Genomic DNA, 232 nt, shown 5'->3' on the forward strand with positions numbered 1-232 from the left:
GGAACGCGCCACACAAACCGGCTATGAACGCCACCAGCATCAGCACGAGGCTGATCGCGGCGGCGCGGCGCGCGTCGTCGGCGGCTTGTGCCGACATCGCCGCCGTGTTCGTCGCGATCTGCTGGACCGCCTCGCCGAGCAGGCGCGCGGGCTCACGGTCGACGCCGGCGACCGCCTTGTCGCCCGCCGTCGGCTCGAAGCCGGCCGCCTTGAACGCTTCGAGGCCCCTCCG

Annotated in this window: 1 pseudogene; it reads right to left on the reverse strand. The window is 73.3% G+C overall.

Features of this window, described 5'->3' with window-relative positions:
- Positions 1-232: pseudogene (locus SB753_RS41930) on the reverse strand (methyl-accepting chemotaxis protein); the annotation flags it as partial.

Origin of the sequence: Paraburkholderia sp. SIMBA_053 (assembly GCF_046534895.1) — a bacterium.
GTDB lineage: Bacteria > Pseudomonadota > Gammaproteobacteria > Burkholderiales > Burkholderiaceae > Paraburkholderia > Paraburkholderia caledonica.